Annotated in this window: 26 protein-coding genes; 12 read left to right on the top strand and 14 right to left on the bottom strand. The window is 67.8% G+C overall.

Going from position 1 to position 25,954, the window contains the following annotated elements:
• The coding region (locus L810_RS48085) for a hypothetical protein (RefSeq protein WP_042974198.1) at nt 1-971 on the top strand (971 nt) is incomplete at its 5' end.
• A 102-nt stretch (nt 972-1,073) separates the two neighbouring features.
• Here L810_RS48085 and L810_RS12300 read toward each other — a convergent pair.
• Entirely contained in the window at nt 1,074-2,261 is a 1,188-nt protein-coding gene (locus tag L810_RS12300; protein WP_021158684.1) for a glycosyltransferase, read from the bottom strand.
• Between the two features lie 402 nt (nt 2,262-2,663).
• Here L810_RS12300 and ispH point away from each other — a divergent pair, with 402 nt between their 5' ends.
• Together ispH and hpnH are read left to right on the top strand one after the other, a co-directional pair.
• Nucleotides 2,664-3,605 (top strand): 4-hydroxy-3-methylbut-2-enyl diphosphate reductase, encoded by a 942-nt coding sequence (gene ispH / locus L810_RS12295; protein ID WP_021158682.1) that lies wholly within the window; start codon nt 2,664-2,666, stop codon nt 3,603-3,605.
• A 12-nt stretch (nt 3,606-3,617) separates the two neighbouring features.
• The gene (gene hpnH, locus L810_RS12290; protein ID WP_021158681.1) at nt 3,618-4,778 is read left to right on the top strand and encodes an adenosyl-hopene transferase HpnH; all 1,161 of its coding nucleotides are present in this window, start codon (nt 3,618-3,620) and stop codon (nt 4,776-4,778) included.
• A 248-nt stretch (nt 4,779-5,026) separates the two neighbouring features.
• Here hpnH and L810_RS12285 read toward each other — a convergent pair whose 3' ends face one another.
• Together L810_RS12285 and L810_RS12275 are read right to left on the bottom strand one after the other, a co-directional pair.
• Nucleotides 5,027-5,515, bottom strand: coding sequence for a hypothetical protein (locus L810_RS12285; protein WP_042974196.1), 489 nt, complete (start codon nt 5,513-5,515; stop codon nt 5,027-5,029).
• 223 nt (nt 5,516-5,738) lie between these two features.
• A complete protein-coding gene (locus L810_RS12275) occupies nt 5,739-6,116 on the bottom strand; it encodes a hypothetical protein (protein ID WP_042974193.1) in 378 nt (125 codons plus the stop codon).
• Between the two features lie 505 nt (nt 6,117-6,621).
• Here L810_RS12275 and L810_RS12270 point away from each other — a divergent pair.
• From L810_RS12270 to L810_RS12260, 3 genes are all read left to right on the top strand, one after another.
• On the top strand, nt 6,622-6,975 hold the full coding sequence (locus L810_RS12270) for a DOPA 4,5-dioxygenase family protein (protein ID WP_021158679.1): 354 nt from the start codon (nt 6,622-6,624) through the stop codon (nt 6,973-6,975).
• A 138-nt stretch (nt 6,976-7,113) separates the two neighbouring features.
• Nucleotides 7,114-7,545 (top strand): nuclear transport factor 2 family protein, encoded by a 432-nt coding sequence (locus tag L810_RS12265; protein ID WP_021158678.1) that lies wholly within the window; start codon nt 7,114-7,116, stop codon nt 7,543-7,545.
• Nucleotides 7,542-8,948: an MFS transporter gene (locus tag L810_RS12260; protein ID WP_021158677.1), complete on the top strand. Its 1,407-nt coding sequence runs from the start codon at nt 7,542-7,544 to the stop codon at nt 8,946-8,948. Before L810_RS12265 ends, L810_RS12260 begins: the two co-directional genes overlap by 4 nt.
• A 221-nt stretch (nt 8,949-9,169) precedes the next feature.
• Here L810_RS12260 and trhA read toward each other — a convergent pair whose 3' ends face one another.
• Together trhA and L810_RS12250 are read right to left on the bottom strand one after the other, a co-directional pair.
• Nucleotides 9,170-9,790, bottom strand: coding sequence for a PAQR family membrane homeostasis protein TrhA (gene trhA, locus L810_RS12255; protein WP_021158676.1), 621 nt, complete (start codon nt 9,788-9,790; stop codon nt 9,170-9,172).
• 210 nt (nt 9,791-10,000) lie between these two features.
• Nucleotides 10,001-10,387, bottom strand: a complete 387-nt coding sequence (locus L810_RS12250; protein ID WP_088611426.1) for an ArsR/SmtB family transcription factor — start codon at nt 10,385-10,387, stop codon at nt 10,001-10,003.
• A 135-nt stretch (nt 10,388-10,522) separates the two neighbouring features.
• Between L810_RS12250 and L810_RS12245 the strand changes: the two genes are divergently transcribed.
• Nucleotides 10,523-11,680, top strand: coding sequence for an MFS transporter (locus L810_RS12245; RefSeq protein WP_051392229.1), 1,158 nt, complete (start codon nt 10,523-10,525; stop codon nt 11,678-11,680).
• A gap of 116 nt (nt 11,681-11,796) precedes the next feature.
• Here L810_RS12245 and L810_RS12240 read toward each other — a convergent pair whose 3' ends face one another.
• Both L810_RS12240 and L810_RS12235 read right to left on the bottom strand, forming a co-directional pair.
• Complete coding sequence (locus L810_RS12240; RefSeq protein ID WP_006480280.1) at nt 11,797-12,003, bottom strand: YbdD/YjiX family protein; 207 nt, start codon at nt 12,001-12,003, stop codon at nt 11,797-11,799.
• Between the two features lie 12 nt (nt 12,004-12,015).
• Nucleotides 12,016-14,094, bottom strand: coding sequence for a carbon starvation CstA family protein (locus L810_RS12235; protein ID WP_021158673.1), 2,079 nt, complete (start codon nt 14,092-14,094; stop codon nt 12,016-12,018).
• Between the two features lie 270 nt (nt 14,095-14,364).
• Here L810_RS12235 and dapF point away from each other — a divergent pair, with 270 nt between their 5' ends.
• Nucleotides 14,365-15,195, top strand: a complete 831-nt coding sequence (gene dapF, locus L810_RS12230; protein WP_021158672.1) for a diaminopimelate epimerase — start codon at nt 14,365-14,367, stop codon at nt 15,193-15,195.
• A gap of 228 nt (nt 15,196-15,423) precedes the next feature.
• Here dapF and L810_RS12225 read toward each other — a convergent pair whose 3' ends face one another.
• The 4 genes from L810_RS12225 to L810_RS12210 form a co-directional block, all read right to left on the bottom strand.
• Complete coding sequence (locus tag L810_RS12225; RefSeq protein ID WP_042974211.1) at nt 15,424-15,852, bottom strand: PRC-barrel domain-containing protein; 429 nt, start codon at nt 15,850-15,852, stop codon at nt 15,424-15,426.
• A gap of 188 nt (nt 15,853-16,040) precedes the next feature.
• The gene (locus tag L810_RS43960) at nt 16,041-16,997 is read right to left on the bottom strand and encodes a hypothetical protein (RefSeq protein ID WP_021158670.1); all 957 of its coding nucleotides are present in this window, start codon (nt 16,995-16,997) and stop codon (nt 16,041-16,043) included.
• Between the two features lie 16 nt (nt 16,998-17,013).
• Entirely contained in the window at nt 17,014-18,144 is a 1,131-nt protein-coding gene (locus L810_RS12215) for a 3-deoxy-7-phosphoheptulonate synthase (protein WP_021158669.1), read from the bottom strand.
• 189 nt (nt 18,145-18,333) lie between these two features.
• Nucleotides 18,334-19,650: a lipase family protein gene (locus L810_RS12210; protein ID WP_042974184.1), complete on the bottom strand. Its 1,317-nt coding sequence runs from the start codon at nt 19,648-19,650 to the stop codon at nt 18,334-18,336.
• A 405-nt stretch (nt 19,651-20,055) separates the two neighbouring features.
• Between L810_RS12210 and L810_RS12205 the strand changes: the two genes are divergently transcribed.
• Genes L810_RS12205 through L810_RS12195 form a run of 3 tightly spaced genes read left to right on the top strand, consistent with a single transcriptional unit; the run spans nt 20,056 to nt 22,326 of the window.
• On the top strand, nt 20,056-20,610 hold the full coding sequence (locus L810_RS12205) for a hypothetical protein (RefSeq protein WP_042974183.1): 555 nt from the start codon (nt 20,056-20,058) through the stop codon (nt 20,608-20,610).
• Between the two features lie 28 nt (nt 20,611-20,638).
• On the top strand, nt 20,639-21,061 hold the full coding sequence (locus L810_RS12200) for a hypothetical protein (protein WP_021158667.1): 423 nt from the start codon (nt 20,639-20,641) through the stop codon (nt 21,059-21,061).
• The gene (locus L810_RS12195; protein WP_042974205.1) at nt 21,061-22,326 is read left to right on the top strand and encodes a hypothetical protein; all 1,266 of its coding nucleotides are present in this window, start codon (nt 21,061-21,063) and stop codon (nt 22,324-22,326) included. The genes L810_RS12200 and L810_RS12195 overlap by 1 nt, the downstream gene beginning before the upstream one ends.
• A 91-nt stretch (nt 22,327-22,417) precedes the next feature.
• Here L810_RS12195 and L810_RS12190 read toward each other — a convergent pair whose 3' ends face one another.
• Entirely contained in the window at nt 22,418-23,125 is a 708-nt protein-coding gene (locus L810_RS12190; RefSeq protein ID WP_042974181.1) for a YceH family protein, read from the bottom strand.
• Between the two features lie 410 nt (nt 23,126-23,535).
• Here L810_RS12190 and L810_RS12185 point away from each other — a divergent pair, with 410 nt between their 5' ends.
• Nucleotides 23,536-24,300, top strand: a complete 765-nt coding sequence (locus L810_RS12185; RefSeq protein WP_042974179.1) for an SDR family oxidoreductase — start codon at nt 23,536-23,538, stop codon at nt 24,298-24,300.
• Between the two features lie 13 nt (nt 24,301-24,313).
• Here L810_RS12185 and L810_RS12180 read toward each other — a convergent pair whose 3' ends face one another.
• The gene (locus L810_RS12180) at nt 24,314-25,021 is read right to left on the bottom strand and encodes an MOSC domain-containing protein (RefSeq protein ID WP_021158665.1); all 708 of its coding nucleotides are present in this window, start codon (nt 25,019-25,021) and stop codon (nt 24,314-24,316) included.
• Nucleotides 25,018-25,914, bottom strand: coding sequence for a dihydrodipicolinate synthase family protein (locus L810_RS12175; protein ID WP_021158664.1), 897 nt, complete (start codon nt 25,912-25,914; stop codon nt 25,018-25,020). The genes L810_RS12180 and L810_RS12175 overlap by 4 nt, the downstream gene beginning before the upstream one ends.
• Between the last annotated feature and the right edge of the window lie 40 nt (nt 25,915-25,954).

The following is a 25,954-nucleotide window of genomic DNA, read 5'->3' as shown; positions in this document are numbered from 1 at the left end:
CCGCCGCGAAGCGTCACGCGGACGCGACCGCCGAAGCCGAAGCGGCCACGCAGCGCCACGCGGCCGCCATCGCGGAAGCCGAAGCCGCCGCGAAGCGTCACGCGGAAGCGATCGCCGAAGCCGAAGCGCTCGCGCAGCAGCACGCGCAAGCGATCGCGGAAGCGCAGGCCGCCGCGCAGCGTCACGCCGACGCCACCGCCGAGGCCGAAGCCGTCACGCAACGCCATACCGAAGCGATCGCGCAGGCCGAGGCGGCCGCGCAACGCCACGCCGATGCCGCCGCGCAGGCCGAGGCCGTCACGCAACGCCACACCGAAGCGATCGCACAAGCCGAAGCGGCCGCGCAGCACCACGCGAAGGCCATCGCCGACGCCGAGGCGCTGGTCGAGGCCGTCGTCAAGGAAGCCGCGACGAGCGCGATGGCCGCCACGGCCGTTGCGGTGGAAGTCGTCGAACCCGCGCCGGCCGGCACGCCGGCGGCGGAACCTGCCGTGAACGCGCCCGCGCCGGCCGTGGCCGAAGCGGTGGAGGCAACGACCGACACCGGGACGGCAATCGTCGCGACGGCGCAAGCCGACACGCCGGTTGAAAGTGAAGTCGAAGCCGAAGTCGAAGCCGACGCAGCCAACACGCCGGCGCCGTCCGACAAATCGACGCTGCACGTGTCGCGTCCGACGCAGAACGAACTCACGCTGACCATCAACGGCGAATCGATCACGCTGCATCCGGAGCAACTGGGCCAGTTGATCGAGGAACTCGCGCATGCGCGGGCGTCGATGCAGCCGGAGCCCCCGCCCGGCATCCCGGCCGGCTGGCGCTTCGTGACGACGAAGAACCCGATGATGGCCGTGCAGAAGCAGTCGAACGGCGACCGCCTGCTGGTCGCCCGTCACACGGGCTACGGCTGGGTGCCGTTCACGTTCTCGCCGGACGTCGTGGTCCAGATGTACATGATGCTGACCCAGCGCTAGGCACCGGCAGGCAGCGCCCGCCGAAAACGAAACAGCCCGACCGTTTCCACGATCAGGCTGTTTGCTTTCCGGCTGCCGGGAGGCACGCCTCCCGGGATGCGCTCAGCGATCCACCGGCGCCTGCACGCGGGCCTTCCACTGGCCGCCCTTGCCGCGCCAGTAGCGCCACGCGGACGCGAACGTCGCGCCGACGTAGAACAGCGCGACGAGCGGCAGTGCGGGCGCCCACAGCGGCGAGCGCCGGTAGTAGCGCAGCATCGGCGCATACGCGGCGCACATCGACGCCCACGCGAGCCACGCCGGCCATGCGCGCGCACCGTACGCGAGCGCCGCGGCGGGCGGCACGAGATAGATGATCGTCATCCCGAGCAGCGTGCCGGCCAGCAGCAGCGGCGAATAGTGCAGCTGCGTGAACGCGGTGCGCGCGATCATGTTCCAGATGTCGCGCCAGCTGTCGTACGGACGCAGCGACACGCTGCGGTCGGCCAGGTCGAGCCGGATCGGGTGGCGGCCGCTGCCGCGGTGCTTGATCTGCGCGGCCAGGCTGCAGTCGTCGATCAGCGCGCCGCGGATCGACTCGATGCCGCCCGCTTCCTCGAGCGCCGTGCGCTTCACCAGCATGCAGCCGCCCGCGGCACCGGCCGTCCGGTTGCGCGGGTTGTTGATCCACGAGAACGGGTAGAGCTTCGCGAAGAAGAACACGAACGCCGGGATCAACGCCTTTTCCCAGAACGAATCGCAGCGCAGCCGCACCATCAGCGACACGAGATCGCGGTTCTCGGCCTGCGCGCGCGTGATGAGCTGCGCGACGGCGTCCGGCGGATGGCCGATGTCGGCGTCCGTCAGCAGCAGGTAGTCGGCCGGCAGGCCGAGCGCCTGCACCGCGGCGATCCCCTGCGACTGCGCCCACACCTTGCCCGACCAGCCGGCCGGCAGCAGCTTCGCGGCCAGCACCGTCAGCCGGTCGGCGCGGTTGATCGCGAGCGCGGCCGCGCGGGCCGCGTCGGCGGTGCCGTCGTCGCTATGGTCGTCGACAATGATCAGATGAAATTCGCCCGGGTAATCCTGCTCGAGCAGCGAAGTCGCCGCCCGGGCGATCACGTCGGCCTCGTTGCGCGCCGGCACGACCGCGACGACGGCCGGCCAGCCGGCCTCGGCCGCGGCGCCGCGCGCCTCGGGCGGCAACGGCCGCGCGGGCACCGCGCGCCAGAAACCGCCACGCGCGACGAGCAGCACGATCCAGATGATCAGCGACAGCCCGGACACCAGGAAAGCGAGAACCAGCATCATCGGCGCGCCTCCTGCCGGGCGCCGGGTTCGGCAAGATCAATGGGGGTCAGGAACAAAGCGCCCGAAACCGCACGGGCGGCCGGGTAATACGCGTAAGAATCGACGGTCATCGAATGGCCTTGAAATGAGCGCGACGCCGGGCAGCCGGAGCGGCTGCCCGCGAAACCGCATAGTTTACTGGGTTCCGCACGCGCCAGCGCCGACGCGGCTCTCCCGCAAATGCAACACGGCGGATACAGCACCAAAGCAAGGACGGCCCGATAGAGTTAAAATGCGCGATTAATTCGGGGTTCCGGGGCCTGGCCGGCCGGTTCGTTCCTGCCTTCATAACATCAAGCCGGGGCGAGCGAGCGAGTGCCAGCTCCTCGAACCCCGGCGTCTGTCGTCGGAGTTCGCTCACTTATGCGAGTCATCCTTGCCCAGCCCCGCGGCTTTTGTGCGGGGGTTGTCCGTGCGATCGAGATCGTCGATCGCGCGCTGCAACAGCACGGTGCGCCGGTCTATGTGCGTCACGAGATCGTGCATAACCGGCATGTCGTCGAAAACCTGCGTGATAAAGGGGCGCGATTCGTTGAGGAGCTCGACGAGGTGCCCCACGGCGCTGTCGCGATCTTCAGCGCGCACGGTGTCGCCCAGACGGTCGAGCGCGATGCGCAAACGCGCGGGCTCGACGTGCTCGACGCCACCTGCCCGCTCGTCACGAAAGTGCACGTGCAAGGCCGCCAGTACGTCGCGGCGGGCCGCCGGCTGATCCTGATCGGCCATGCGGGGCACCCGGAAGTCGAGGGTACGATCGGCCAGATTCCGGCCGAGGTGATCCTCGTGCAAAGCGAAGCGGAAGTCGATACGCTGACGCTGCCCGTCGACACGCCGGTCGCGTACATCACGCAGACCACGCTGTCGGTCGACGATACGCGCGGCATCATCGAAGCGCTGCAGCGCCGGTTCACCGACATCGTCGGCCCGGACACGCGCGACATCTGCTACGCCACGCAGAATCGCCAGGCCGCCGTGCGCGAACTGAGCGAACAGGTCGACGTACTGCTCGTGGTCGGTGCGACGAACAGCTCGAACTCGAACCGCCTGCGCGAGATCGGCACCGAAAGCGGTGTGCCGAGCTACCTCGTCGCCGACGGTTCGGAAGTCAAGGCCGAATGGTTCGCGAATGCGACGACCGTCGGCCTGACCGCCGGGGCGTCCGCGCCCGAGGAAATGGTTGAAGATGTAATCGGCGCGTTGCGCGCGCTGGGCCCCGTCGACGTCACGACGATGGCGGGCCGTGAAGAAAAAGTCGAATTCAAGTTGCCGGCGAAGCTCACGCAAGCTGTCGCCCGCGAAGTTTAAGGAGGACATCTCTTGTCTATTCCGCTGCTCCAGCAAGTCCGCGTCGGCGCGTACATCACGCGCCAACACCTGTCCGGCAACAAACGCTATCCGCTCGCGCTGATGCTCGAGCCGCTGTTCCGCTGCAACCTCGCTTGCAACGGCTGCGGCAAGATCGATTACCCGGATCCCATCCTGAACCAGCGCCTGTCCGTCCAGGAATGCCTGGAAGCGGTCGACGAGTGCGGCGCACCCATCGTGTCGATCGCCGGCGGCGAGCCGCTGCTGCACAAGGAAATGCCGGAAATCGTCCGCGGCATCATGAAGCGCAAGAAGTTCGTCTACCTCTGCACGAACGCGCTGCTGATGGAAAAGAAGATGGACGACTACCAGCCGAGTCCGTACTTCGTCTGGTCGGTTCACCTCGACGGCGACGCGCAGATGCACGACCACTCGGTGTCGCAGGAAGGCGTGTACGACAAGGCGGTCGCAGCGATCAAGGAAGCGAAGCGCCGCGGCTTCCGCGTGAACATCAACTGCACGCTGTTCAACGATGCGATCCCCGAGCGCGTCGCGAAGTTCTTCGATACGCTCAAGCCGATCGGCGTCGACGGCATCACCGTGTCGCCGGGCTACGCGTATGAGCGCGCACCGGATCAGCAGCACTTCCTGAACCGCGACAAGACGAAGAACCTGTTCCGCGAGATCCTGAAGCGCGGCGAAGGCGGCAAGCGCTGGTCGTTCAGCCAGTCGTCGCTGTTCCTCGATTTCCTGGCCGGCAACCAGACGTACAAGTGCACGCCGTGGGGCAACCCGGCGCGTACGGTGTTCGGCTGGCAGAAGCCGTGCTACCTGGTCGGCGAAGGTTACGTGAAGACCTTCAAGGAACTGATGGAAGACACGAACTGGGACAACTACGGCGTCGGCAACTACGAGAAGTGCGCGGACTGCATGGTCCACTGCGGCTTCGAGGCGACCGCCGTGATGGACACGATGGCGCATCCGCTGAAGGCGTTCGCCGTGAGCCGCAAGGGCATCAAGACCGACGGCCCGTTCGCACCGGACATTCCGATCGACAAGCAGCGTCCGGCCGAGTACGTGTTCTCGCGCCACGTCGAGATCAAGCTCGAGGAAATCCAGCGCGCCGGCAAGGGCAAGCTGCAGAAGCCGGCGAAACCGGCAGCCGCCGCTTAAGCGCGTTTCGCCACGCGGGAGGCTTGCCTTCCGCGCCGGCGGGAAAAAAGAAGCGCCACGGAGCCTGCTCCGTGGCGCTTTTGTTTTGGGCCGTGGTGTCGAGTCGCGTTCCGCCGTCACCCTGTGGAAACGACAGACCACGACAGGCCGCGACAGCCGTGCAATCGCTGCTTCGGCGATTAACGGCGGCCGTGCCGGTGCGGCCGGCCCTGTCTCCTCCAGACTCCCGGCAAAACCAATGCGAGACGCTACGCGGCCAGCGATTCGGCTGCGTGCATGCGGATCTTCTCCGCCGCGCCCGCGACGAGCGCCGGCTGGCCGCTCGACGCGAACGCGCAGACGTGCTCCCACAGCTCGGCCAGCCGACGCCGCGTGAGCGTCGTGACGCACGTGTCGTTCGCCGCGAGCACATGCTCGAGCACCGCGCATTCGTCGTCGTGCAGCGTCCATGCGCCGCCTTGCGCCGCGCGTGCCACGCCCGCATCGAGCGCGCGCTCCGCGTCGACGCACAGGTCGATGTCGGCATCCGCGCACACCGCATCGTCGAGCGCCAGGAACACCAGGTAGACGCTCGTGCGCAACCGCATCAGCAGCGCCTCGTTGCCATGCCCGCCGCGCAGCGCGACGAGCGCCATGTGGCATTTCAGCGAGATGTCGCGCGCATGCACCGGCGGCAGTGGCAGCAACCACTCGCGGGTCAGCGGCACGTGGCGGCGGTGCTTCCGGGAGCCCTTCATGACGGGCTCCCGCTTGCAGGCGCATCGCTCACCGCGACGGCCGGCCACGCGGTGCGGCACGCAACGGCATCACGGCGCGCATGGCGGCGGTGTTTCGCACGACGTCGCGCGCCGCGCGTATCGTCCCGCCGCTGCGACGCTCGCGCGGCCGGCAGCCGGCGCAGCGCCGACGCGCGCACGACGCAGGCAAATCGGATCGGGCAAGCCATGCTCGTCTCCTGCATCAGAACGTGTTCTCGCCCTTCAGGTAGTACGCGGTCTTCACGAAGAACGCCTTGACCGGATGGCCGCCCTGCGCGTCGCGTGCGGCGCGCGCCTCCATCTCGGCCCGCTCTTCGCGCGACCGGTCCGGCACCGGATTGCGGACACGTTCGAGCGCACGCTGCATCGCGAGCGGATAGTTCTGGTTGCCGGCCGACGTCGCGCGATAGCCTGCGCGCGTCATCTGCATCAGTTGCGCGTTGGTTTCGGCACGCGCCGCCGACCAGCTCGACAGCGAGGCATTCGATGCCCCATCGGAAACCGTCGACTGCGCAAAGCTGACGGCGGGCAGCGCAACGAGTGCGCAGGAAAGTACCGCAACGGGAACGAGGGATCGCATAGTGGCCTCCAGGTGGTTGTCCCCGCATCGATCGTGTTCGACGATGCGTTGAAAGCATCGTATGTCGCGCTGCATGCCGCTTGAATAGCCGATTCCGCAATTGATATTTTCGGCTGCGGAATACGGTGCGCGAATCACGTCATGCGCGAATCCCGCCCAATCGGAATTTCCTTATTTCATTCAATGCCCTGATCGCATTTGTTCAGACGATCCGAGGCCGTGCATACAGCGCTTTTTCAATTTCGGAAATGACGTGTTGCCGATGCGATCGCCGCGGGCGCACCTTCCGGCAAGGCTTCCGGTGTGATATCGCGCGTGCGGATACCCGCGGATATATATCTCAAACCGCGGCGTTGCCGGATCGAACGGTTCTCGTGATTCAGGACAAGCATCGCATCCGGCTTGCCGGATAGCGACACGACGTGCGCGGCAAGGACGCGCGATAATCACGCATCGGCCGTTTCGCACGGCACCTCATGCATTCCCATTTTTATCGAGTCCTTCCATGGCTGCCCTCGACACCACCGAGATCCACAGTTGGCATGCGCACGTCTATTTCGATGCGGCCAGCCGCGACGCCGCGTGGGCGTTGCGCCAGGTCGTCGACGAACGGTTCGGCGCGATCATCGAACTCGGCCGCTTTCACGAACGCCTCGTCGGCCCGCACCCGGCGTGGTCGTACCAGATCGCGTTCGACACCACGCGCTTCGACGAAATCGTGCCGTGGCTCGTGCTGAATCACGGCGCGCTGGATATCTTCCTGCATCCGAATACGGGCGACGAACTGCGCGACCATCGCGATTGCGCAGTGTGGATCGGTAAGTCGTACGTGCTGAATCTCGACGCGCTGGCCGGATAACGGCCGAAAATCGGCCGGAAATCGGCCGATAAGCGCCGCCTTCGCCGCAGCGGCATCCACGTTTCGGGTCGACGTGAAACGTCCCGCGACGGCGCGCTCATACAGTGGGTTCCGTTATCGACACTTCCGGAACCCGCCATGACACATCCCGATGCCGATGCCCGGCACATTTACGAAGGCTGGCACGCGGCCGTCGTCGCGCGCGACGTCGATGCGTTGATGGCGCTGTATACCGACGACGCGGTGCTCGAAACGCCGCTGATCGTCGTCACGCTGCCCGATCACGGCTCGGGCGTGCTGCACGGCAAGGCCGCGATCGGTGCGTTCTTCGCGGCCGGCCTGCGCAATCCGGGCAACCGGCTCGGGCGCTGGTACCGCACCGGGTTGTTCTTCTCGAACGGGCGCCAGCTCACGTGGGAATATCCGCGCGCGACGCCGGAAGGCGACCAGGTCGATCTCGTCGAAGTAATGGACCTGCGCGACGGGCTGATCGCGCATCATCGCGTGTACTGGGGATGGGTCGGCTTTCTCGCGCTGCGGGCCGCCGCGCCGGCGCCCGAACGCGCATGACGGCCGCCGCGCCGAACCGTGCCGCGGCCCGCCGCGTGCTCGCCGCGACCTGCGTGAGCTACACGCTCGTGCTGCTCGACGCGTCCATCGTCAACGTCGCGCTCACCGATATCGCCCACACGTTCGGCAGCCGCATAGCCGGCCTGCAGTGGATCGTGAATGCGTACACGCTCGCGTTCGCGAGCCTGCTGATGACGGGCGGCACGCTCGGCGACCGGCTGGGCGATCGCACCGTCTATGTCGCGGGGCTCGCGATCTTCGTCGCCGCATCCGCGCTATGCGGCATCGCGCCGAGTCTCCCGGCGCTCGCGATCGCCCGCGCGCTGCAAGGTGTCGGCAGCGCGATGCTGGTGCCCTGCTCGCTCGCGCTGCTCAACCGCGCATTCCCCGAGCCGGCCGCGCGCGCATCGGCAATCAGCCTGTGGATGGGCTGCGGCGGCATCGCGATGGCGTCGGGCCCGCTGATCGGCGGCCTGCTGATCCACCTGTCCGGGTGGCGCAGCCTCTTCTTCGTGAACCTGCCGCTCGGGCTTGCCGGCATCTGGCTCGCCCGCACGGTCACGCGCGCCGCCGGCGACGCGTCGCGACATTTCGACTGGGGCGGCCAGGCCGCGGCCATCGTCGCGATCGCCACGTTGATCGGCACGCTGATCGAAGGCCCGTCGCTCGGCTGGCGCTCCGCGCCGATCGTCGGCGGCGCGGCGACGAGCGCCGTCGCGTGGATCGCGTTCATCGCGATCGAAGCGCGGCGCCGCGAACCGATGCTGCCGCTCGCGTTCTTCCGCAACCGGCTGTTCGCCGGATCGACGTTCGTGTCGATGGCATCGGCGTTCGTGTTCTACGGCTTGCTGTTCGTCCTCAGCCTGTTCTATCGGCAGATTCGCGGCGCGAGCCCGCTCGACACCGGGCTCGCGTTCCTGCCGATGACGGCGATGGTCGCGCTCGGCGGACTGTGCTCGGGCAGACTCGTTGCACGCTTCGGCGCGCGCGGTTCGATGTGCGCCGCGTTCGCGCTCTATGCGGCCGGTGCGCTCGGGATGACGGGCATCGGTGCGGCGACACCGGCGTGGCTCGCCGTCGCGCCGATGCTCGCGATCGGCTTTGCATCGGGATTCATCTCGCCGGCCGCGACGTCGCCGGCACTCGGGACGGTCGACCGCCGCCGCGCGGGCGTGGCGGCGGCCGCGCTGAACGCGGCGCGGCAGAGCGGGTCGGCGCTCGGTGTCGCGATCTTCGGCGCGTGCATCGCGACCGTGCAGCCGTTTCCGGTGGCGATGCGGGTGACGTTGCTGGCGGCTGTGGCGATATCCGGGTCTGCGATGGCGACGTGGTGGATCGCAACAAGGGAAGTGCTGAAAGTGGGCGCTCACACGGTCGGGATTCGTGTGGTCGAAGGCGAATAGATCATTCGCCCGAAGCGAAAGCGTGTCACGACGAACAGCGCCACGCACGAGCGGATCTTCCTGCACACGCCCCCTGGTTCATCGCATTACGTCCGCATACGCGTTGCGAACACAACGACCTCGTGTGCCGGTGCGCCGACATGCGTCAACCCGATGCCGGTGCGATCGTCGATCCACGACCGGTCGACACGACGCCGGCGGCGGCTGACGCCGCCGTCCGCTCACGCAACGTACATCGCGACACTGACGAACTGGCACAGGCTGCCGGCCAGCACGAACAGATGCCAGATGCCGTGCCCGTGGCGGATGCGTTCGTCGTTGATGAAGAAGTAGATGCCCGCGCTGTAGATCAGGCCGCCGGCCACGAGCCACGCGGTGCCGACCGGCGGCAGCGCGTGGATCAGCGGACGTACCGCGACGAGCGCGAGCCAGCCCATCGCCACGTACAGGATCATCGACAGCATGCGCGTGCGCCGCCCGAGCGTCAGTTCCTGCACGATGCCGAACACGGCCAGCCCCCAGCTCACGCCGAACAGCGACCAGCCCCACGGGCCGCGCAGCGTGACCAGCGTGAACGGCGTATAGCTGCCGGCGATCAGCAGGTAGATCGCCGAGTGGTCGCACTTCTGCAGAATGGCCTTCAGGCGCGGGCTACGCACGCTGTGGTACAGCGTCGAGATCGCGTAGAGCACGCAGAGCATCGCACCGTACACGCTGAAACTCACCACCTTGTAGGCGTCGCCTTCGAGCGCGCCCATCGTCACCAGTGTTACCAGCCCTGCCACCGATAGCACCGCGCCGACGAGATGGGTAATGCTGTTGAAACGCTCACCGGCATGCACGACGGGCTCCTCCTGTGCGGGTTCATCGGGTTGAATGGTTCACATGATACCGGCCGGGAAACGAAGCCGGGTTGCAGGCAGATCAAGCCCGGCACTCGAAAGGCTCCGCGGCGCCGCGCGCCCGGCGCGTCACGCTCGCCGCCGCATGGCGAGCCGGCGCGTGCCGCCGGGCGGCTCATCCACCCTCCACCTTCCACCCTCCAGCAGCCGTCAACCGTCGCTGTCTGCCGGCGGCGCCCACTCGGCCACGAGCTTCAGCAGGCCGGGAAAGCGCAGATCGAGATCTTCCGTGCGCACGCGGCTGCGCCGCTCGAGCCCGTATTGACGCTGGCGCAGCACGCCCGCGTCGCGCAACGCCTTGAAGTGATGGGTGAGCGACGATTTCGGGCGATCGAAGCCGAACCAGCCGCAAGGATGGTCGTAAGCCTCGGATTCCAGCATCAGTTTCCGCACGATCGTCAGTCGCAACGGATCGGCCAGCGCGCCAAGAATGGTTTCGAGCCGAAGCTCGGCGACGTCCGGCTCCGGCAGCGGATCGGGCAAATCCGCGGGCGCCGGCGCGAGGCCGGCCGCCCGTTCAGGGTGGGTTCGTTTCATGTCCGCAAGCATATCACCCTGTACGAGTTTTTTCGAACTAAACTATAGTTCGAAAAAACTCGTACAAGGAGCGCACTCATGTCCGACACCGCCGTCCCCCAATCGCGACCCGCGGGCTCGCGTTCCGCGCCTCGCATGGCGCACGCCGCCTGGATGGTCACCGCCGTGTTCATGCTGTCCAACTCGCCGACGCCGCTGTACGTGTCCTGGCAGCGCGCACTCGGTTTCTCGTCCGGCACGCTGACCGTCATCTTCGCGCTCTACATCGCCGGCCTGCTGGGTACGCTGCTCGTCGCCGGCCAGCTTTCGGACCGTTACGGGCGCAAGCCGGTCCTGCTGCCCGGCCTCGCCGCGGCGCTGATCGCGTGCGCGTTGTTCGCGACCGCGTCGTCCGTCGCCATGCTCGCGGTCGCCCGCTTGCTGACGGGCATCGCGGTCGGCGTGATCGTGTCGGCGGGCATGGCGTCGGTGATCGATCTCGCGGGCACCGAGCGCCGCAAGGCCGCGCTGCTCGCGTCGGTCGCCATGGTGCTCGGCGCGGGGCTCGGGCCGTTGCTCGCCGGGATTGCCGCACAAACCACCGCGCATCCGGTCGCCCTCGTCTTCGGCGTCGAGTTCGTGATCCTGCTGAGCGCGTTGGCCGTCGCGCTGCGGCTGCCGCGCAACCAGCCCGCGCAGGCGCCAGGCGACGCGCCGCCGCTACGTCTGCCGTCCGTGCCGGTTCACAACCGGCGCCATGTCGCCAGCGGTGTCGCCGTGTTCGGGCCGGGCATCACCGCAACCTCCTTCGTGCTTGCGTTGGGTCCGTCGTTGCTGGCACGCCTGCTTCACGTGCGCAGCCCGCTGCTCGCGGGCGGCATGGCCTGCGCGATGTTCATCGCCGCTACCGGTGTCCAGTTCGTCGCGCGGCGCGGATCGATCCGTGCGACGTTCGTTGCCGGCACGGTCGCCACCACGCTGTCGATGATGATGCTGTGCATCGCCGTGCATGCGTCGTCGGCTGCCGTCCTCGTCGCGGCGGCGCTTTTCGCGGGCGCGGGACAAGGCCTCGGGCAGCTCGGCGGCCTGACGCTGATCGGCCTGCACGTACCGGACGCGCGGCGCGCCGAAGCGAACGCCGTCATGAACATCGGCGGCTACCTCCCGGCGGGACTGATGCCCGTGATGACCGGGTACGCGATCGACCGCGTCGGCTTCACGGCAGGCGCGACCGGTTTCGCCGTCGCCTTGACGCTGATCGCGCTCGCCGCGGGGGCCGCCGCGGTGCTTGCGCTCCGTCACGACAACGACTGACGGCCGTACGCAGCGGCATGCGTTGCACGAGCCGGTCGCCTTGCGGCGACATGAAAAAAGGCGTCATGGCTTTCACGCCATGACGCCTTTTCGTTCTTTCCTGCCGTTTCAACCGCTCAACAGCACTTCCCTGCTCCCGACCCGTACCGCGCATTCTGACGCTCGCGGAAGAATTCCTCGTACGTCATCGGCTCGCGGTCCGGATGGGTCTCGCGCATGTGCGCGACGTAGGTGTCGTAGTCGGGCAGGCCGACCATCAGCCGCAACGCCTGCCCGAGGTAACGCCCCGCGCTGCGCAGGTCGCTGCCAAGATCGCTGAACATCGCGGCCTCCCCTCAACGTCCGCTGCCGAGCGCCTGCGCGGCCGGCATCGCTTCGTACGGCGTCTCGCGCACGGTCGGCTTCGACTCGCGGCGCGCGCGCAGCACGGCGAGCACGCCGTACACCGCGATCGCCACGACGACGAAGATGAACAGCCCGGCCAGCGCCGCGTCGATGTAGTCGTTGAAGATGATCCGCTTCATCTGCGCGATCGACTTCGCCGGCGCAAGCACCTTGCCTTCGTCTACCGCGGCCTGCAGCTTCGCGGCGTGCGCGAGGAAGCTGACCTTCGGGTTCGCGTCGAAAATCTTCTGCCAGCCGGCGGTCAGCGTGCAGATCAGCAGCCACACGGTCGGCACGATCGTCACCCACGCATAACGCTCGCGCTTCATCTTGAACAGCACGACGGTGCCGAGCACCAGTGCGATCGCGGCCAGCATCTGGTTCGAGATGCCGAACAGCGGCCACAGCGTGTTGATGCCGCCGAGCGGATCGACCACGCCCTGGTACAGGAAGTAGCCCCACGCGGCCACGCACAGCGCGGTGGCGACCAGGTTCGCGGGCAGCGACTCGGTGCGCTTGAGCGCCGGGTGGAACGTGCCGAGCAGGTCCTGCAGCATGAAGCGGCCCGCGCGCGTGCCCGCGTCGACGGCCGTCAGGATGAACAGCGCCTCGAACAGGATTGCGAAGTGATACCAGAACGCCATCATCGCTTCGCCGCCGATCACCTGGTGCAGGATGTGCGCCATGCCGACGGCCAGCGTCGGCGCGCCGCCCGCGCGCGCGATGATCGTCGTTTCGCCGACGGCCTTCGCGGTCTGCGTCAGCATGTCCGGCGTCAGCACGAAGCCCCATTGCGTGACCGTGTTGGCCACCGCTTCCGGCGTCGAGCCGAGCACGGCGGCCGGTGCGTTCATCGCGAAGTAGATGCCCGGCTCGATCACGCACGCGGCAACCAGCGCCATGATCGCGACGAACGATTCCATCAGCATCGCGCCGTAACCGATGAAGCGCGCGTTGGTTTCGTTGTCGATCAGCTTCGGCGTCGTACCCGACGAGATCAGCGCATGGAAGCCCGACACGGCGCCGCACGCGATCGTGATGAACAGGAACGGGAACAGGTTGCCCGACCACACCGGGCCCGTGCCGTCGACGAACTTCGTCAGCGCGGGCATCTTCAGTTCCGGCGCGACGACGAGGATGCCGATCGCGAGGCCGAGGATCGTGCCGATCTTCAGGAACGTCGACAGGTAGTCGCGCGGCGCGAGCAGCAGCCACACCGGCAGCACCGATGCGACGAAGCCGTAGCCGATCAGGATCCACGTGAGCTGCGTGCCGGTGAACGTGAACCACGCGGCGAGCGTCGGCGAATCGTGCACGTGCTGGCCGAACGCGATCGACGCCATCAGCAGCACGAAGCCGATGATCGACACTTCGCCGATGCGGCCCGGACGGATGTAGCGCGTGTAGACGCCCATGAACAGCGCGATCGGAATCGTCGCGGCGACGGTGAACGTGCCCCACGGCGAATTGGTCAGCGCCTTCACGACGATCAGCGCGAGCACCGCGAGGATGATCACCATGATCAGGAACGCGCCGAACAGCGCGATCACGCCGGGCACCGTGCCGAGCTCCATCTTGACGAGGTCGCCGAGCGAACGGCCGTCGCGACGCGTCGAGATGAACAGCACGATGAAGTCCTGCACCGCGCCGGCGAACACGACGCCGGCCAGGATCCACAGCATGCCGGGCGTATAGCCCATCTGCGCGGCGAGCACGGGCCCGACGAGCGGGCCGGCGCCGGCGATCGCGGCGAAGTGATGGCCGAACAGCACGTACTTGTTGGTCGGCACGTAGTCGAGGCCGTCGTTGTACTTGACGGCCGGCGTCATCCGCAGCCCGTCGAGCTGCATGACCTTGCTGGCAATGAAACGGCTGTAGAAGCGATACGCGATCAGATACACGCAGACTGCGGCGATCACGATCCAGAGGGCACTGACGCGCTCGCCGTGTGCGAGTGCGATCGTGCCGAACGCGAACGCGCCGAGCAGCGCGACCGCAATCCAGAGCAGGGTACTGGAAGCCCGATTCATGGCGTCTCCTGGTCTCCAATGTGTTTTTGAGTGGATGCGGCGAGGCGCCGAACCCGCGTGACGTCGATGCGTCGTGCCGCGGTCTCGCAAAGGCCGCGGCGATGGGCCGTAGTATTCCGTGTGACCGGGGAGGCTTACAAGCGGTTAACTACGTATGCGGAGCTACGTAGAATTACGTAGATGCCGGTTGGGTAGATATCGTCCGGCGCGCGATTGATCGTGAACGGCGGGCCACGTACAGTGTTCACCTGTCTCTCTGCCGGAACCGCCATGCCGATCGGATTTCAGAAGATGAACGCAAACGGCGACGACTTCGTCATCGTCGACCTGCGCGGTCAGGATCAGGATCGTGAGCACGCGATCGACCGCGACCTCGTGCGACGCATGGGTGACCGGCACCGCGGCATCGGCTTCAACCAGCTTGCCGTCGTGTCGGACTGCGACGACGCGGCGGCCCGCGTCGCCTTCTGGAACGCCGACGGCTCGCCGCTCGACACCTGCGGCAGCGCGACGCGCGGCGTCGCATGGAAGCTGATGCGGGAATCCGGCATGGCGTCGCTCGTGCTGCGGACCCGCCGCGGTTATCTCGTGTGTTCGAGGGAGACGAACGGCCTGATCACCGTCGAGATGGGCACGCCGCTCACCGGCTGGCGGGACGTGCCGGTCGCCGACGCACTCGACACCCTCGCGCTGCCGCTGCCCGGCGCGCCGGCCGCCTGCAACATGGGCAACCCGCATTGCACGTTCTTCGTCGACGATCTCCGCGCGATCGACGTCGCGGCACTCGGCTCCGCCATCGAAACGCATCCGCTGTTTCCGCAAAAAACCAACGTGCATTTCGTTCAGGTCATCGATCGCACGCATATTCGCCTGCGCATCTGGGAGCGCGGCGGCGGCGTGCCGCTCGGTTCGGGATCGTGTTCGTGCGGTGCGGTCGTCAACGGCATCCGGCGCGGGCTGCTCGACGATACGGTGCGCGTGACCTGCGACGGCGGCGATGTCACCGTTCGATGGGACGGTACCGGCAGCGTGCTCCTGAGCGGGCCGGTTTCGTTCGGGTTCAGCGGGGTATGGGTGGGCGAGGAGAAGCCGGCGATCTGATCGCCGGCATGTGTGGCATTCACGGCGTGTGACGGCGCACCGTGCCGATTCGCGCGCGATGCGCAGTTGCATCGGCATCGATCGTCGAGGCAATTCGTCCGGAGCCACGATGCGAGGCCGAACCCCGCCGACTTGCGCCGACTCGCGCCGACTCGCATGGCCATCGACGAACGACGGTCGCCGCCCCCGGCGCGGTGCGCGCCGGGCGGCGATGCATCGAATCGGCGATCAGTGCTTGTCGTCGACCTTCTTCGGCTTCGGCGGCGACGGCACCTTCGCGTACTGGAACGCCGGCGTCGCCTTCAGCGCTTCCTTCGTCGCGCCCGGCAGGTAGATGTTGCCCTTGCGCACGTCGAGCGACGCGATCGGCACCGCGACGTCGTGCGCGGCCACGCCGAGGAAGCCGCCGGCCGACACGATCGCCGCGGACACCGAGCCGTCCGGCGCGACGATCAGGTCGCGCACGGTGCCGACCTTCTGGTTGTCGTCGTTGTAGACGGCCTTGCCGAGCACGCTCTTCTTCACGCTCCAGCCTTCGAGCAGCGCCTGCGATTGCTCGACGGTGACGCTGATCGGCTGCGCACCTGCGATCTGCGCGTGCGCGCTGACGCTCGAGGCGAGGACGGTTGCTGCGATGAGGGTCTTGTAGAAAGCCATGCTGTTGTGCACTCCGGTGAATTGTTGTCGGTCGCGGCGGCCGGCCGAGCCGCCGCCGTGCATGCGCCGCGCGAAGCCCGGCGGCCCGCGCGCGACACATCGCACCGGCCCATGTTAGCGCCACTCGCGCAACGCTGCATCGGACGCGATGACGCAGCACCCGTCACCCGCCCCGCGCGATGGCGACACTACGGACAACGCAGCGAATCGCGAACGCGATCGAACTCCGGCAGATAACGCGCGTAGTTCTCCTCGCGCGCCGTGTAGATCAGCGCGCAGGTCTTCGTGTCGCCGGCAGTCGCCACGACCGCCTGGTGGACGACTGCATCGCCGAGCGTCTCCTTGTGCTCGCAAGTCAGTGCGGGCCTGCCGGCTATCGTTTCGTTTGCCGCGTGCGGCGATTCGGTCGCGCTGCCCCCTTCCCCGCCTCCCTCGTCCCACCCGTCGCAGAGGCTCGACAGGGCATCGTCGCTCTTGTCGCCGATGACGAACTCGATCCCGGCCGAGATCAGCCCGAACCTGAAGCGCCGGATCCGGTAGGTCGCGTCGCCGCGATCCTCCGGCTGGTTCGCGACCCGCCATCCCGCAGGCAGACGCAGTTCCGCGGGCGCCGGATAGTCGCGCACGAGCCGCAGGTCGTTGTCGAAGTTCAGCACACCCGCAACACCCAGCACGACGATCGCCGTCGCAATCGACAGCCAGACGCCGAGCAGCGTCAGCAGGCCGATGCCCGCCGCACGCCAGTTCGATTGCAGTGCGCCACCGGCCGCCCGGTGAGCGTCGACGGCCGCGCGCTGCGCGTGCCGTGCATAGACGATCGTCCCGGCGAGGCCGGCAATGACGACCACATGCACGAGCGCGTGGGGCACCGCCGCGGTTTCCGGAACGTCCGCCGCCGCGTAAAGCACGATCGACACGAGCGTGACGAGTGCCGTGACGAGAATCTGCCGCTGCGCGAGCGCGCGGTGGCCGAGACGCCGCGCGTTCGCCGCGAGCAGGATGCCGCCGGCGAGCGGCGAGCCGAGAAACGCCGCCCAGCCTATGCCCGCCATCGTGAACAGCTTGCCGGGCGGCACCGTCGCCGCCCCGCCGGAAGCAGCGGGTTCGCCCGGGACAGCCGGTGCGTCGGAAGGGAAATCGGTCATGCCGGTATCGTCCGTGTCATGCGTTGCGCGACTGTGCACGCCGTTGCCGCACGGCCTCCGCCAGCACGTCGAGCACCGGCTCCGTCTGCGTCCAGCTCAGGCAAGCATCCGTGATCGATACGCCGTACTTCAGCGGCACGCCCGGCTTCAGGTCCTGCCTGCCGGCTTCGAGATGACTCTCCACCATCACGCCGACGATCCGGTGCTCGCCCTGCCCCAACTGCCGCGCGAGATCCTGCGCCACCTCGATCTGCCGCTCATGCGACTTGTTCGAGTTTGCATGCGAGCAGTCGACCATCACCTGTTCGCGCAACCCGGCCTTGCGCAGCACCGCGCAGCTCGCCTCGACATGCGCAGCGTCGTAGTTCGGGCCGTTCTTGCCACCGCGCAGGATCACGTGCGCATCGTCGTTGCCGCGCGTCTCGAAGATCGCGGCCATCCCCATCTTCGTCATCCCCATGAACGCATGGCTCGCGGCCGCCGCAACGATCGCGTCGGATGCGACCTGCACACCGCCGTCGGTGCCGTTCTTGAAGCCGATCGGGCAGCTCAGGCCCGACGCGAGCTGGCGGTGGCTCTGGCTCTCCGTCGTGCGCGCGCCGATCGCGCCCCATGCGATCAGGTCGGCGATGTATTGCGGGCTCAGCAGGTCGAGGAATTCGGTCGACGCCGGCAGGCCCAGTGCGTTGATGTCGAGCAGCAATTGCCGCGCGGCACGCAGCCCTTCGTTGATGCGGAAACTGCCGTCGAGGCGCGGGTCGTTGATGTAGCCCTTCCAGCCGACCGTCGTGCGCGGCTTCTCGAAGTAGACGCGCATCGTGATCAGCAGGTCGTCCTTCAGCGCATCGGCGGCGGCCTTCAGCCGGCGTGCGTAGTCGAGCGCCTGGTCGTGATCGTGAATCGAACACGGGCCGACGACGAGCAGCAGCCGGTCGTCGCGGCCGTGCAGGATGTCGCCGATCGCGCGGCGCGTGTCCTCGACGAGCGTCTGCGTGGCGGCCGGCACCGGCAGCTCGTCCAGCAGCAGCGCGGGCGAAATCAGCGGGCGCACGGCGCCGATGCGGACGTCGTCGATGCGCGTGGTGTCCTGCGTCGCGTCGGCGCTGCCTACCTCGCGATCGTGGGAAGGATTGTCGAGGTTCTGCATGGTGATTCTCCGGGGGACGTCTGTAATGATGAGCAGGCTCGATTATGGCACCCGGGCGGGGCGGCGAAGGGTTCCGGCGGGAGGGCCGGGCGCGGCAAAGGCCGCGTTGATGCGACCGGGATCAATCCCGGAGTGAAAAAAGCGACCCGTGAAGGGTCGCCCGGCCATGCGCCTCGCGGTACGGTGCGGCTAGTGCAGCGTCTCGGGCGCCAGCGAATTGCTCGGCAGCAGCGACGTCAGCCAGCAGTTGCTAGGCGCGGCTTTCCCGTTGAAACGGTCGTAGAGCCACGGCAGCATGCCGGCCACCCACGGCACGATCGCCCCGGCATGCTCGAGCGGATACTCGGTGTACGTCACCGGCGTGCCGCTGGCGCAGAACTTCTGCGCGAGCGCGCGCACGTCGTACGCGAGCATCACGCCATCACCCACCTGGCTGCTGAAGGTGCCGTCCAGCGCGCCCGCCGTGCCCTGGCCGATGAACATCGGGATCGTCGGCGATGCGGCCAGCCCGGCATTCACCTTGTTGGCATACGTCACGTACGCGGGAATGCTGTTGATGTCATTCGCGTATTGCGGCTTGAACAGCGTGCCCCAGCGCAGCCCCGTGTATTTCGGCAGGATGTACGCGAGCGACTGGCTCTGGATGTCGTTGAACACGGCGACGCCGGTATCGCTGAGATAGGGCGTCAGGTCGAATCCGTAGCCGCGCGACAGCCCGGCCAGCGCGGCCGCGGCCACGCCGCCCCATACGATGCTGCCGTCGACATAACGCAGGTTGTGCGCGGGGTCGACCAGCACACCGCCTTCCGCCGCGCCGACGAGCTGCCTGTTGATCTCGGGCGCATAGCTCGGCGCGAGCTGCGCGGCCCAGTTCGTCGCGATCGCGCCGCCGGAATAGCCGATCATCGCGACCTTGCTCGACGGACTCAGGCCGGTCGACGGCGTATTGAGCGCCGCGCGGATCGAATCGAGCGTCGTCATCCCGTATTCGGGGCCGGCGGCGAAGTCGGCCGTCTGGCCTTCCGTATCGGGCACGATGACGTTGTAGCCGAGCAGCAGCAGCGTCGACAGCGGAATCGATTCCGCACTGTAGAGCAGCGTGCCGACGTTGATGATCTTCGTGACGTCGCGATCGCCGGCGATCACCTGCGACGGCTCGTCGTACGGGTTCAGCGAATCGTAAGCCGACTGGTACGAGATGGCCCGGCCGTTGCTGACCTGGCTCCGGATCACCGACGTCACGTTCACGACCGGCTGGTTCAGCGCGTTATTGGTGCGATACAGCAACTGCTGCGCGGTCAGCGCGGTCGGAATGCCGGCCACGTGATAGGTGACGTTGCGCGCCTTGAGCACCGTGCCCGGTGGAATCGATGCCAGCGGCGTGGTGCCGGTGTAGGTATAGAACGGATCGGACACGGCCGGTGCGCCGGCGCTGGCCGGCGGTGCGGCGGCCGCCAGCGCGGCGGATACGGCTGCCGCGGCCAGCATGAAACGTCTGGAGGACATGGTTGGGGCCCCTGGGATAACCTGCTTTCATCGAAGGAAGTTCGGCGGTGTTGCAGACCATCGTGTGCGCCGCGTCAAAACCGTTTCCGTGCCATCGACTGTCTCCTGTGAAAGATTGATCCGGCCTGTTCTGAATTCGTCGTTTTAGTAGGAGTACAAACCGGATTGATTGAAGCACATCGAGAACGCGCTCGACGGGCGTTTTCCATTGTTTGAAGGTAAACGTCTAAACGCGCCGCCGCACGATGCGGGGCGCGCCGGCCGTTCGGCCGACTGTCCGCGTTTCGCGGAAGTACCGTACGATCACGGCTGTCGGGTACCGAAGCGGCCGCGTCGTGCGATGCCGGCCGCACGGCGCACCGCCTGCCTGTGACCGATCGTTTCCTGCCCAGCCGACACGCCACGATGACCGTCTCCGAACTGCTCCGCGCCATTCGCCAACCGTATGCCGACCTGCTCGCGAAAGCGGCCGCACAACCGGCCGTGATCGCCGAACCGGCCTACCGGCATGCCGACGGCGCGCTCGCCACCGAAGGGCCGCTCGCGCTGCCGTGCCGGGCCGACATCATCGCGACCGAAGGCGAATCGGCCGGCCAGCCGGCGATGGTCGATTCCGCCACGCAGCTGGATTTCGAGCCGTTCGCGTTCGATCTCGACACGGCGGCCGTGTCGATCCGCCCGTTCGTGTGGGACTGGGCCGCGATCGAGGCCGACCGTCTCGACGAAAGCGCGGCGGCCGACGCGTTCAAGGCATGGTTCTTCGCGTGGTTCGATGCCGACGACGAGAACACGCCGGCCGAAAGCGGCCTGCACGGGATCGTTCACTACCTGTCGGAACCGGTTCGCGCGGAACAGGGTTGGCGCGTCCATGCGGATCTCGGCTCCGCGCCCGAAACGGCCGTCGAGGATCTGCTGTTCCGGCTCGTCGATGCGGGCGCTTCGCGGATCAGCGTCGGTTGATTGGCCACTTCGTTTCCCTTACGCCATCATGAAAAAACTCTTCGCAGCCGTGCTGCTCTGCGTGTCGCTGCCGGCACTCGCCAAGGTATCCACCGAGGTGTTCTGCTTCAGGTCGGACGGCGACAAACCCGTGCGCTTCGAGATGCGCACCTACTATGACGATGCGGTCAAATGGTCGGGCGGCAGGGTGCGGTACGCGCAGTCGAAAACGGCCCTGCCCCTGGTGATCGAACACGAGGAGGATGAGGTGCTCGACGAAAGCCGTCCGCACCAGTACACGACGACCTGGGTCGAAATGGTCGGCGGCAAGGTCAACGGGCGCTACGAAATGATGACCCAGGGTGCGATGGTCTATTCGATGACTTACACCAACGCGCGCACCGGCAAGCAGACCGCGTTCGGCCGCGCGCTGGATGTCGATGCGTCCGAACAGACCGGGTGCCGCTGGTGATGCGCCCGCTGATCCGGATCGCGTGGGTGCTGGTCGCGCTGCACGCAGGCTTCGCGCATGCCGCGCCGCGCACGGTCTACGAAGGCACGCTGCAAGGTGCCGGAGCCGTCGTGATGGAACTCGACGATCGCCCGGCCGCGGACGGCTCGATCTCGGGCCGCTACTTCTATGCGCAGCACGGCGTCGATATTCCGCTGCACGGCACGCCCGCGCAACTGGTCGAGCCGCTCGTGCGAACGCAGTTGCCGGACGACGCGCGCAGTCCGTTGGGATACCGCGAGCAAGCCGATTTCGATCACGCCGCGGCCACGTGGCAAGGCACGCGGGACAAGGCCGGCTATCGCGGCCGCTGGACCGACACACGCTCCGGCAAGACGCGCAGCTTCACGCTGCGGCGCGTCGCTGAATACGATCCCGACGCGGTTGCGCCCGGGTCGGTCGAAGCGATCACCGCGGTATCCGCGGGGGGTGTCGGCAGCGGCATCGCGCGCAGCGCGGAGATCGACATGCAGCACGCCCCCTATGCCACGCTGAAGCTTGCCGGGCACGTACGGCCGGTGGGCGCCGAGATCGGCGACGGCCTGGTTGCCTACCGGATGTGGAGCGACCCGCGCACCGTGCTCGCGTATCCGCGGCTGAGCCGCCATCCCGATCCGGCCGTGATGGCACGGGTCAACCATCTGCTGGAACAACGGCACTGGCAGATGAGTCTCGCAGCGCTCGAATGCGCGGCGACGCGCTATACGGACGACGGGCCGGCAGCCGGTACGCTCGGCAGTTACGACGACGAGCACGTAACGGTCACGTGGCTGTCGCGCGCGGTGTTAGGTATCGTGGAATCGGGCAGCCTGTTCTGCGGCGGCGCGTACCCGGACAATCACTACGATCCGGTCACGTTCGACCTGCTGCGTGGTACGTACCTCGACTGGAATCGCGTGATCGACGCGGCTACGACAGGCAAGGACGGCGACCCGGGAACGAGCCCCGCGCTGGCGAGTTTCATTACGCAGTTGCGCGACAAGGCAACACACGGTCTGCAAGTGACAGACGGCAAAGACGTCTCGCTGTCGTGCGCGGATGTATTCCCCGAGTATCTGGCGTTCGAACTCGACGCACCCGGCAAGCTGTCGTTCGTCGTATCCGGGATCGGCCACGCGATGGGCGCCTGTCTCGGGCCGCAACTCGATGTGCCGTTTGCGTCGCTCGCGCCGATCCTGAGGCCGGGCGGCGCACGTTATCTCGTACCGGGCGTCAAGCTGAAGTAATGCGGCGGTGCCGGCGCTATCCGCGTCGCGCCCCCGCCCGGCCGCGTGACAACCGGGCCGCGCGAGGGCGCATGAACCGCAGTCGCTCGTGTCAGGACGCGTCGCCTTGCGCGTCGACGTCGATGCCAAGCTCGCCGGCCATCCGCAGAACCAGCGCATTCAGTCGCGCCACTTCATCCGCGAGGCGCTTCTGTTCAGCCTTCAGCGCTTCGAATTCCGAAGGCGGCACGGAATCCGCGCCGCCGGCCTCCGCACCCGCGAAGTCGGCCACGTTCACTTCGCCGCACATCAGGTGCATCCAGCGGTTCTCGCGCGCGCCCGGCGCACGCGGCAACCGGACGACGAGCGGCTGCGCGCGCGCCGCGAGTTCGTCGAGGAACGCCTCGACCGACGAGATATCCGCGAAACCGTGCAGGCGCGCGCTGTTCAGGCGCAGCTCGGCGGCCGTCTGCGGGCCGCGCAGCAGCAGGATCGTCAGCAGCGCGATCGCCTGGCTCGGGATGCCGAGCACGCGGTTCACGTTGTGCTCGAAACGCGGCACGCGGCTGCTGCTGCCTTCCATCACGAGGCTCAGGTGCTTCAGCCCGTCGAGCGCGGTCGTGACTTCGTCCTCGCTGACGTTCATCACCGGCGAGCGCGCGGTTTTCTGGTTGCAGCCCGCGGTCAGCGCATTCAGCGACAGCGGATAGGTGTCCGGCACCGTGTGCTGTTTCTCGACGAGCACACCGAGAATGCGGGCCTCGAGGGGCGTGAGTTCGCGAAGAGCGCGTGGCGTGGGCGTATCCGGCGTGGTGGTCATGAGTGGCGTCGCAGCGTGCAGCAGGTGAAGGGAAACAGTCGCGGCCCGTCCGGCATCGCGCACGGGCGAGCCATATGATAGCTCGCGTCGCATGGCCCGGTGCCGCTCGCCGCGCCGGCGCGCGCACTTGCCGCAGCCGGCTTTCGCCCGCCCTGCCTGCCGGCCGTCGCCGCGCGGCGACGGATGCGCGCCGTGCCGGCGATTCCGCCGCCTCGCACGCGGCGGCGTTTGCGCGACACGCATGCCGGCGCTACGATATGCGTCACCCCGACGTCCGCGGCGCCGCGCGAGCGCTTTCGCACGCATCACCACGCATCGCCCGTCCCGCACGCCATGCCGCCACGCATGCGCGTCGCCCGTCGACGCCGCTCATCCGTTCATCCATTCACCCCTTCGACCCGCTCACCGCCATGACCGCATCCTCTTCCGCACCGCACGTGCGCGCCATCGTCACCGGACACACGCGCGGCCTCGGCGCGTCGCTCGCCGAACAGCTGCTGCTGGAAGGCATCGCCGTGCTGGGCGTGTCGCGCGGCCGTCATCCGACGCTCGCGTCGCAAGCCGGCGACCGATTCAGCGAAATCGAACTCGACCTGTCGGACACGCCGGCCGTCGCGGCATGGCTGGCCGGCGACACGCTGCGCCGCTTCGTCGACGGCGCGTCGATCGTGCTGCTGTTCAACAACGCGGGCATCGTCGATCCGATCGGCCCGCTCGCCGCGCAGGATCCGGCGATCGTCGCGCGCGCGGTCGGCGTGAACGTCGCGGCGCCGCTGATGCTGTCGGCCGCGCTCGCGCAAGCGGCATCGGCCACGACCGAATGCCGGATCCTGCACGTATCGAGCGGCGCGGCGCGCAACGCGTACGCGGGCTGGAGCGTCTACTGCGCGACCAAGGCCGCGCTCGATCATCATGCGCGCGCGGTCGCGCTCGACGCGAACCGTGGGTTGCGGATCTGCAGCGTCGCGCCGGGCGTCGTCGACACGGGCATGCAGGCAACGATCCGCTCGACCAGCGAAGACAACTTCCCGATGCGCGAGAAATTCGACCAGTTGAAGTCGAGCGGCGCGCTCGCGACGCCCGAGGCGGCCGCGCGTCAGTTGATCGGCTATGCACTGAGCGATGCGTTCGGCTCGGTACCGACCGCCGACGTGCGGGAACTGCCGGGCCACTGAGCCACGCCGAACGTCAACGTCCTTCGAGCCGCTTCGTCCAGTCTTCGACCCGCCGCTCCGCCCGGCGCCTGTCGAGCAGCTTGCGCCAGCCGGCCGGCAGTATCGGGACCTCGCACAGCGCGTCGAGCGCGGCCATGTCGAGCGTGCGCCGGTACAGCACGTCGAGCACTGCCGACAGTGTCCATTGCGGATAGACGCGCCGCTGCAGCGCCAGCACGTCGCCCGGCGCCACCCAGCCCGCCTGCAGCACGCGGTAATACCAGCCGGTCCGGCCGCTTTGCTGCACGAGCGCGGCCATCCGCGGATGATCGAAGCGCGCGTTGAGCTTCCAGCACGGCTGCCGCGACTGCGACACCTGAAGCACGGCGCCGCCGAGCGTGAACTCGTCGCCGAGACACACGTCGTGCTCGGTCACGCCGTGCGTCGACAGGTTCTCGCCGAACGCACCCGGTTGCGCGAGCACGTCGCGCGCGCCGATCTGCGCAGCCCACCATGCGTAGTGATCGTGCGCGTAGTGGTGCACCGCCTTGTCGGGGCCGCCGTGATGCCGCGCGTCGGCCTGCTCGTCGCCGGCAAAACCGAGCGCGCCCAGCCACAAGCGCGATCCGACCGGCTGCTTGTCGATCGCGCTGGCGTGCGGCGTGCCCGCCAGTGGCCGGCTCGCGCCGATCCGCACCGCGCCGATAACGGCCGAGATCGCCGGCCGTGCCGCGTCGCTCATGTCGTCACACCGTCAGGCAATGCCGCCAGCAGGCGTTCGAGTTCGCGTGTACGCGCGTCGCCGAGCGGCATCAGCGGTTTCCTCGGTTCGCCGGCATCGAAGCCGCACAGGCGCAGCCCGGCCTTCACGGTCACCGGCAAGCCACCGTTGACGATGAACTGCAGCAGCGGCAGCTGCGCCTGAAAAACCGCCCGGGCGCGTGCCAGATCGCCCGCGCGCATCGCATCGAACAGCGCCAGCGGCAACGCCGCATTCAGGTTCGGCGCGGCCGTGCACCATCCGGCCGCGCCTGCCGCGAGTGCGGCAAGCGCCATCGGGTTGCTGCCGTTGTAGAACGGAATCGCGCCGTCGCTCAGTTGCGCGAGACGGTGCATCCGCCCGATGTCGCCCGTGCTCTCCTTCACCATCGTCACGTTGTCGACGGTCCGGCAGATCGTCACGATCAGGTCGGGCGACATGTCGACGCCGCTCGTCGCGGGGTTGTTGTACAGCATGATCGGGATGCCGATGGCGGCGCCGATCGCGCGATAGTGCGCGACGATCTCGTCGTGACCGAGCTTCCAGTACGACACCGGCAGCACCATCACCGCATCGGCGCCGGCCTGCTCGGCGAAGCGCGCGCGGCGCACCGCGCCCGCCGTGGTGAGATCGGAAATGCCGACGACGGTCGGCACGCGCCGGCGCACCGCGCGGATCGACGCGGTGGCGACCGCCTCCCATTCGGCGTCGGACAGGTACGCGCTCTCGCCGGTACTGCCCAGCGGCGCGATCGCGTGGACGCCGTCGGCGATCAGGCGCTCGATCAGCGCGTCGAGCGCCGTGAGGTCGACGCCGCCGTCGGCGGAGAACGGTGTAACCGGGTAGGCAATGATGCCTTTCAGCAGGATGGACACGATATGTAATCCTCAGTGATGGTCGGGCGCGGCGGCGGCG

This window comes from Burkholderia sp. AU4i (assembly GCF_000466765.1).
Taxonomy (GTDB): domain Bacteria; phylum Pseudomonadota; class Gammaproteobacteria; order Burkholderiales; family Burkholderiaceae; genus Burkholderia; species Burkholderia cepacia.
Note: the sequence above shows the minus strand (reverse complement) of the source record. Positions and strands in the feature narration are given on the sequence as shown.

Excerpts from the sequence above, each read along its gene's own strand:
- L810_RS12300 (WP_021158684.1), bottom strand. The coding sequence starts at position 2,261 with ATGATGCTGGTTCTCGCTTTCCTGGTGTCCGGGCTGTCGCTGATCATC.
- ispH (WP_021158682.1), top strand. The coding sequence starts at position 2,664 with ATGCGAGTCATCCTTGCCCAGCCCCGCGGCTTTTGTGCGGGGGTTGTC.
- L810_RS12285 (WP_042974196.1), bottom strand. The coding sequence starts at position 5,515 with ATGAAGGGCTCCCGGAAGCACCGCCGCCACGTGCCGCTGACCCGCGAG.
- L810_RS12275 (WP_042974193.1), bottom strand. The coding sequence starts at position 6,116 with ATGCGATCCCTCGTTCCCGTTGCGGTACTTTCCTGCGCACTCGTTGCG.
- L810_RS12270 (WP_021158679.1), top strand. The coding sequence starts at position 6,622 with ATGGCTGCCCTCGACACCACCGAGATCCACAGTTGGCATGCGCACGTC.
- L810_RS12265 (WP_021158678.1), top strand. The coding sequence starts at position 7,114 with ATGACACATCCCGATGCCGATGCCCGGCACATTTACGAAGGCTGGCAC.
- L810_RS12260 (WP_021158677.1), top strand. The coding sequence starts at position 7,542 with ATGACGGCCGCCGCGCCGAACCGTGCCGCGGCCCGCCGCGTGCTCGCC.
- L810_RS12250 (WP_088611426.1), bottom strand. The coding sequence starts at position 10,387 with ATGAAACGAACCCACCCTGAACGGGCGGCCGGCCTCGCGCCGGCGCCC.
- L810_RS12245 (WP_051392229.1), top strand. The coding sequence starts at position 10,523 with ATGGCGCACGCCGCCTGGATGGTCACCGCCGTGTTCATGCTGTCCAAC.
- L810_RS12240 (WP_006480280.1), bottom strand. The coding sequence starts at position 12,003 with ATGTTCAGCGATCTTGGCAGCGACCTGCGCAGCGCGGGGCGTTACCTC.
- L810_RS12235 (WP_021158673.1), bottom strand. The coding sequence starts at position 14,094 with ATGAATCGGGCTTCCAGTACCCTGCTCTGGATTGCGGTCGCGCTGCTC.
- dapF (WP_021158672.1), top strand. The coding sequence starts at position 14,365 with ATGCCGATCGGATTTCAGAAGATGAACGCAAACGGCGACGACTTCGTC.
- L810_RS12225 (WP_042974211.1), bottom strand. The coding sequence starts at position 15,852 with ATGGCTTTCTACAAGACCCTCATCGCAGCAACCGTCCTCGCCTCGAGC.
- L810_RS43960 (WP_021158670.1), bottom strand. The coding sequence starts at position 16,997 with ATGACCGATTTCCCTTCCGACGCACCGGCTGTCCCGGGCGAACCCGCT.
- L810_RS12215 (WP_021158669.1), bottom strand. The coding sequence starts at position 18,144 with ATGCAGAACCTCGACAATCCTTCCCACGATCGCGAGGTAGGCAGCGCC.
- L810_RS12210 (WP_042974184.1), bottom strand. The coding sequence starts at position 19,650 with ATGTCCTCCAGACGTTTCATGCTGGCCGCGGCAGCCGTATCCGCCGCG.
- L810_RS12205 (WP_042974183.1), top strand. The coding sequence starts at position 20,056 with ATGACCGTCTCCGAACTGCTCCGCGCCATTCGCCAACCGTATGCCGAC.
- L810_RS12200 (WP_021158667.1), top strand. The coding sequence starts at position 20,639 with ATGAAAAAACTCTTCGCAGCCGTGCTGCTCTGCGTGTCGCTGCCGGCA.
- L810_RS12195 (WP_042974205.1), top strand. The coding sequence starts at position 21,061 with ATGCGCCCGCTGATCCGGATCGCGTGGGTGCTGGTCGCGCTGCACGCA.
- L810_RS12190 (WP_042974181.1), bottom strand. The coding sequence starts at position 23,125 with ATGACCACCACGCCGGATACGCCCACGCCACGCGCTCTTCGCGAACTC.
- L810_RS12185 (WP_042974179.1), top strand. The coding sequence starts at position 23,536 with ATGACCGCATCCTCTTCCGCACCGCACGTGCGCGCCATCGTCACCGGA.
- L810_RS12180 (WP_021158665.1), bottom strand. The coding sequence starts at position 25,021 with ATGAGCGACGCGGCACGGCCGGCGATCTCGGCCGTTATCGGCGCGGTG.